The 6938-nt window shown below is 34.6% G+C and carries 4 protein-coding genes; all 4 read left to right on the plus strand.

Annotated features, from left to right (window positions below):
• Positions 1-3285, plus strand: coding sequence for a SusC/RagA family TonB-linked outer membrane protein (locus AC4FQX_RS14935; RefSeq protein ID WP_491168523.1), 3285 nt, complete (start codon positions 1-3; stop codon positions 3283-3285).
• A complete protein-coding gene (locus AC4FQX_RS14940; protein WP_491168524.1) occupies positions 3282-4760 on the plus strand; it encodes a RagB/SusD family nutrient uptake outer membrane protein in 1479 nt (492 codons plus the stop codon). Before AC4FQX_RS14935 ends, AC4FQX_RS14940 begins: the two co-directional genes overlap by 4 nt.
• An 18-nt stretch (positions 4761-4778) precedes the next feature.
• Positions 4779-5642, plus strand: coding sequence for a zinc-binding metallopeptidase (locus AC4FQX_RS14945; protein WP_491168525.1), 864 nt, complete (start codon positions 4779-4781; stop codon positions 5640-5642).
• 85 nt (positions 5643-5727) lie between these two features.
• The coding region (locus tag AC4FQX_RS14950; RefSeq protein ID WP_491168526.1) for a DUF4302 domain-containing protein at positions 5728-6938 on the plus strand (1211 nt) is incomplete at its 3' end.

Here is a 6938-nt window from a genome sequence, read left to right on the forward strand (position 1 = left end):
ATAAGAATTACAGGAAAAGTAATTTCGGAAGCAGATGGATTTCCGCTTCCCGGAGCAACTGTAGTAGTTAAAGAAACGAAAGAAGGTGTTTCTACGGATTTTGATGGTAACTATAGTATAAAAACAAAGAGTAATGATGTTACTTTAGTTTTTAGCTTTATCGGTTATAAAACAGTAGAAAGGAAAGTTTCAGGCAGTACTAATATTACTGTTTCTCTGGTTGAAACATCAGAACAGCTGGATGCAGTTCAGATTACTACAGGATATGAAAAAACATCGCAACGAACTTTCACGGGAGCAATTAGTAAAATATCAGAACAGGAACTAAAAGTAGAAGGTGTAGTAGATGTCAGTCGAATGATTGAAGGAAAAGCCGCCGGAGTAACCGTGCAAAATGTTACAGGTACTTTTGGTACGGCTCCAAAAATTACAGTTCGGGGCTCTTCCTCTATATTTGGCGACACAAAACCATTATGGGTAATTGATGGTATTGTACAGGAAGATATTGTAAATCTGTCCTTTGCAGATTTACAATCCGGAAATTCAGAAACTTTACTAAGTTCCGCAGTAGCCGGATTAAATGCGAATGATATTTTGAGTATTGAAATATTAAAAGATGCTTCTGCTACTTCAATATACGGATCAAGAGCAATGAATGGCGTGGTAGTAATTACTACGAAACAAGGAAAAAGAGAAAGTCCTTTAACAATTAATTATTCGTTAGAACAAACGGTACGATCAGTACCCAATTATAAACAATATGATATACTGAATTCTCAGGAAACGATGGGTATTTTTCAGGAAATGGAGAGTAAAGGATTTCTGGATTTACCTACTGTCTATTCCGCTCGTTATGGAGGGGTTTATAATATCTTAGCAAATGCTACCAATACTTATAATCCGAATACAGATAATTTCACGGTTAGAAATGACGCGCCAAACCGAAATGCCTTTTTAAGAAAATATGAAATGGCAAATACAGATTGGTTTAAGGTTTTATTCCGACCTTCTATAACCCAGAACCATTCTCTTAGTTTTTCCGGAGGGGGTCAAAACAATACTTATTTTGCTTCATTAGGCTATTATACAGACCCGGGATGGTCGTTGGCAGACAAAGTACACCGGGTAACCTCTAACATTAAGAGTACTTTTTATGTAAACGATAAACTGAACGTTACGTTGTCTACAATGGCTTCTATAAGAGATCAACGTGCACCGGGTAGTTATGATTCTAAAAAAGATCCGGTTGGAGGAAGTACCACAAGAGATTTTGATATAAATCCGTTTAATTATGCCTTAAATACAAACAGAACGCTCAGACCTTATGATGACAACGGCAATTTAGAATATTACAGAAATAACTGGGCACCGATTAATATTCTAAATGAGCTAAAGAATAATTATATGGAAATAGAGGTAAAAGATATTCGTTTTCAGGCAGATATAAATTACAAAATCTCTCCGCATTTCACTTATAATTTTACAGGTTCTGCCCGTTATGCTAATACGGTCAGAAAGCATAATATAAAAGAAGGATCAAATATCATAGGAGCGCATAATGCTATGGAAACCACAACGGTTAGAGAAAATAATATCTTTTTATATCAGAATCCGGATGATCCTACAGCTCCTAAAGTTTCTGTTTTACCAAATGGCGGAATGTTGCGAAAATTTACGAATGATCTAACTTCTTATACAATACGAAACAGTATCAGTTATAAACAAACTTTTAGAGATGTTCATGAAATAGAAGGGTTTTTTGGTCAGGAAATGCGATCTGTAGATAGAAATAATGATGACTTCACAGCCTATGGTTTGCAGTATGATAGAGGAATGACCGCTTTTACAGACCCGAGAATTCTGGAAAAACTAATTCGGGAAGGGAATTCTTATTATGGATTTAATGCAGAAAAAGAAAGAGCCGTAAGTTTCTTTGGAAAAATGAACTATACCTATGACCGCCGTTATACCGGATCAATAACGGGACGTTATGATGGCTCAAACAGACAAGGGGATAGTAACTCTTCACGATGGTTGCCCACCTATACTTTTAGCGGTAAATGGAATGTTAGTGAAGAAGATTTTATGAAAAATGCACATGCAGTAAGTAATCTGAGTCTGAGAGGCTCTTATGGGCTTACCGCAACGGCTGGACCTGCAACAAACTCTTTAGCTATTTATAAAAGTTTTATTACCGATCGTTTAGGTTTAAGTGACCGGGAAACAGGATTAGAGCTTGAAGAGTTGCGAAACAAAGGTTTGACTTGGGAAAAACAATTTGAAACCAATATAGGAATCGATCTGGGAGTCTTTAACAACAGAGTGCAATTAACTGCCGATGTATACAGGCGTAAGGCGTTTGATCTTGTAGATTATGTAATCACATCAGGAGTTGGAGGACAAAAAATTAAACAAGGAAATAATGCGGATATGACCACAAAAGGAGTAGAACTTTCGCTGACGACTATAAATTTTGTAACAGGAAGGTTCAAATGGTCAACCACATTTAATTTTTCAGTTTACAATCAGGAAATAACAAAACTGGAAAATAACCCAAGTGTATTAGGTCTTGTTGATGGTACAGGAGGCAATGTAGTAGGTCGCCCTAGAAACGCTTTGTATTCCTATCAGTTTACAGGATTAAATAATAAGGGATTACCCACTTTTATTATGCCGGAAGGTATAAAAGATAATATTGGTGGTGCTAATTTTCAGGACAAAGAAGATATTACTAAATATTTAAAATATGAAGGAGCTATAGAGCCTAATAAATCTGCCGGATTATCGAATACTTTTAGCTATGGAAATTGGTCGGTAAATATTTTTATTGTGGCTTCTGCCGGTAACAAAGTGCGTTTACATCCTATATATGATAATGCGTATGATGATTTAACCGTATTTACAAAAGATTTTAAAAACAGATGGCTAAATCCGGGAGATGAAGCGTATACTACTGTTCCGGTTATTGCAGATCAACGATTATTGACGACCTATGGAAAGAATAGATTAGAGAGAGCTTATAACACCTATAACTATTCTGACGAAAGAGTAGCAGATGGTAGTTTTGTCAGAATGAAGAATATATCTGTTAGTTATGAATTGCCAAAGGAGTTAAAGAAAAATTTAGGATTTTCTACTTTTTCTTTAAAATTAATGACAACCAATCCATTCCTGATTTATTCGGATAAAAAATTAAATGGACAAGATCCCGAGTTTTACAGATCAGGAGGCGTATCTCTGCCCATAACCAGTCAATATACAATGACCCTAAACATAGCATTATGAAAAATATAAAAACACTTATAAGCTTTCTAATTATAGTAGGATTCAGTAGCTGTAGCGATTATTTATCAGAATTGCCGGATAACAGAACACAGCTTGATTCAGCGGATAAGATTTCTGAAATTTTAGTAAAAGCCTATCCCAATGCTAGTTATATGGAATTTGCAGAAACCATGACAGATAATGTTTTTGATAGTGGTAATCTGCCTAAAACAACAAGAGAAAACGAGCAATTCTATAATTGGGAAATAGTTGATGACATTAGGAGGGATTCCCCAAGTTTTTATTGGGATGCCTGCTATACCGCTATTGCACATGCTAATTATGCATTACAGGCTATAGAGGATATGGGAACTCCTAAAGAGTTGTATCCGCAAAAAGGAGAAGCTTTAATGGCTCGTGCGTATACCCATTTTATGTTAGTTACTTTCTGGGCAAAACGGTATAATCCGGCAACAGCCACAACCGATCTTGGGATTCCCTATGTCTTAGAACCAGAAGATGTACTACTCAAAGAGTATAAAAGAAATACAATGGCAGAAGTTTTTGATTTTATCGAAAAAGATATAGAAGAAGGGTTAAAATATGTTACCAATGGTTATCAGCAACCGAAGTTTCATTTTACCAAAGCAACAGCTAAAGCGTTTGCCAGCCGATTTTATCTGATAAAAGGAGATTGGGAGAAAGTAATTGCTTTAAGTGCCGATCTGGGTGCAAAACCGGAAGGGCAACTAAGAAATTATCAATCCTATTTAGATATGGATTTTACATCAGGAATGATTAAATATGGTGCTTCGGTTGAAAACACCAATTTATTAATAAGTTCTGTAAATTCAGTATATAACAGGACTTATAGAAGTAATCGATTTAATCTCACAGGAGCAGACAGAAATGAAATTATGGGTACGGATACCAATCCTTTTAATAAAGAATGGTTGTACAGACCTTTATCCAGTAATGGACAAATAACAATCTTTGTTCCTAAATATTATGAGTATTTTAAATATACAAATGCTAATGCAGGAATTGGAATACCTTATATAAATGTAGTATTGTTAAGTAATGACGAGCTGTATTTGAATAGAATTGAGGCGTATATAATGACGAATCAACTGGATATAGCAACTCTCGACTTACAATATTTCTTATCTACCAGGACAAAAAGGTATAATCCGGTAACAGATCAGTTAACACAAGATAAAATAGTTGAAAAATATCCGGTAATTCAGGATGAATTTACACCTTTCTATACCTTATCTCCTTTACAGGCTTCTTATATAAAAGCAGTAGCTGAGACCAGAAGAAGAGATTTTTTACATGAAGGATTGCGATGGCTGGATATTAAACGATTTGATCTCGTAGTAACCCATAAAATTTATAATGCTACCCCTAATGTGTTATTAAAAGGAGATAATCGCAAAGTATTACAAATACCTCAACATGCTTCTAACAGAGGTATTGAAAAAAATCCACGATAAATTTAAAAGAGAAAAAAGATGCACTTTATAAATACGATAAAAATAATAATAGCAACGATTGTACTACTAGTAGTAAGCAGTTGTTTAAGAGACGAAAAGTTAGGACCAAGCCAGTTAGATATTTCCGGGAAACCAAAAACGGAATTAGATCATTGGATTGATAATAATTATATAAGTCCCTATAATATAGAAGTATTGTACCAATGGAGTCAGAATGTGGTTGACCAGAACCGCTATTTATATCCACCCACTCAACAGAAAATACTCCCGGCTTTAGAGATTGTTCAAAAAATTTGGCTGGACACCTATTCAGAAGTGGGAGGACATGATTTTGTCAAAAAAATAGCCCCCAGACAGATTTTGCTTATAGGAGGGGTAAATTTAAATTCAACCGGAACCATTACATTAGGTTTAGCCGAAGGAGGTATGAGAATCACCTTATTTGAAACCGATTATGTGGATAAAACCAACCGAGAAAATGTAAAACGTTTTATTCATACGATTCAACACGAATACATTCATATTTTAAATCAGACAAAACCTTTTGATGAAAAAGGATTTAGTAAAATAACTCCTTCCGGATATAGTTCTAATTGGTATGAATATTCAGATGCCAAATCCAGAGAATTAGGTTTTATAACGAGTTATTCCCGATCTAATATTATTGAAGATTTTGCAGAAATGGCATCAACGATTCTTATTAATTCTGAGGCAGAATATGAAGCCATAGTAGCAGGGATTTCAAGTCCTACTGCAAGAGCATCGATTAGAGCAAAAGAAGCAATTGTAGTAAAATATTTTGAAGAAACTTTTAATATCAATTTCTATGAGTTGCGGGATGTGGCAGACAGAAACACTCAAAAAGTGATTAATGGTGATTAAAAAACAGATAAATGGTTGTGATTCTCCGATAAAAAGGAATAGTAATAGATCACGGTTTAATTAATAAATTATAAAAAACAATAGTATGAAATCAAACACTATACTAAATCGTATTTTGGTTGTTCTTTCTGTAATCTTGTTTGCAAACTGCACCAATGATGAAGTAGACTCAAAATTTGGGGATGTAACCCCGACAGAGAGACTAGAAGCCAGAAAAAAAGAACTTCAAGATATTTTACTTTCCTCTAAATATGGATGGAAAGCCGTTTATTTCACAGATAATAAACAGTTGGGAGGGTTTACTCATCTTTTTCAATTTGATGGAGGAAAATCCGTAAAAATGGCATCTGATTTTGATGATGATACAGCAGTTTATACGAGTGAATATCAGATAGCAACAGGAAGTACAACAAGTCTTGTTTTTACCACAAAAAATAAAATTCATTTATTATCCGATTCAGCCAACTCACCTACTAGTGCGTTGAGAGGTAAAGGATACAAAGGAGATTTTCAGTTTTTGTATTATGGACAGGAAAATGGAGAGATCATTTTTAGAACCAATCGTGATTTTATAGAACTTCGTTTTGTAAAAGCAACAGAGCAGGACTGGCAAGATATTGCAAAGAACAGAATGATGATAGCTAATGTAATAGGACGTTTTGACAGACCTGTTTTTAGAGTTCTGGAAATAAAGGATGGAGCAACCACTCAAAATTTTGAGTTTGATTTTAACACAATTACCCGATTTGCGATTATACCTGCTAATTTAAATTATAATATGGGAGTTGCTTATACACCTACCGGAATAGTAATAAGCCCTGCAATAGAAGTGTCCGATCAGAAATTATCCCATTTTATATATGAAGAAACAACAGGTAACTTAATAGCAACAGGTACCAATAATGTTTCGGTCGCTATTAAGTATAATGACGGACCATTAGAACCAACAGAAGATTATAAGGACCTTTTACCGGGAAGTCCTAAAAAGGTATTTGCATATATAGCAAGTGGACTGTCTAAAAACTCTGTAAATTCAGTATTATGTACAACATTTTTAAATAAAATAAATGCAGGTTTACCTAAAGGGGTTGCTATTAATAGAGTACAATTCTTTTTTAACGATGGAGCTGACGGAAGTTATATAGCGTATACGTTTACAGGAGGGAAAAAGGCTATATATCATGATTTTACAATATCAGAAGGCGCTAATGGAACTATTGTTTTGACATCAGGTCTTTGGTATGGTAATGATTCGGATTATGCTCTTTTTAAAGAATTAGATAACGCTCTAATGGA

The sequence above is a fragment of the Flavobacterium sp. AK-301 genome, from assembly GCF_058310215.1.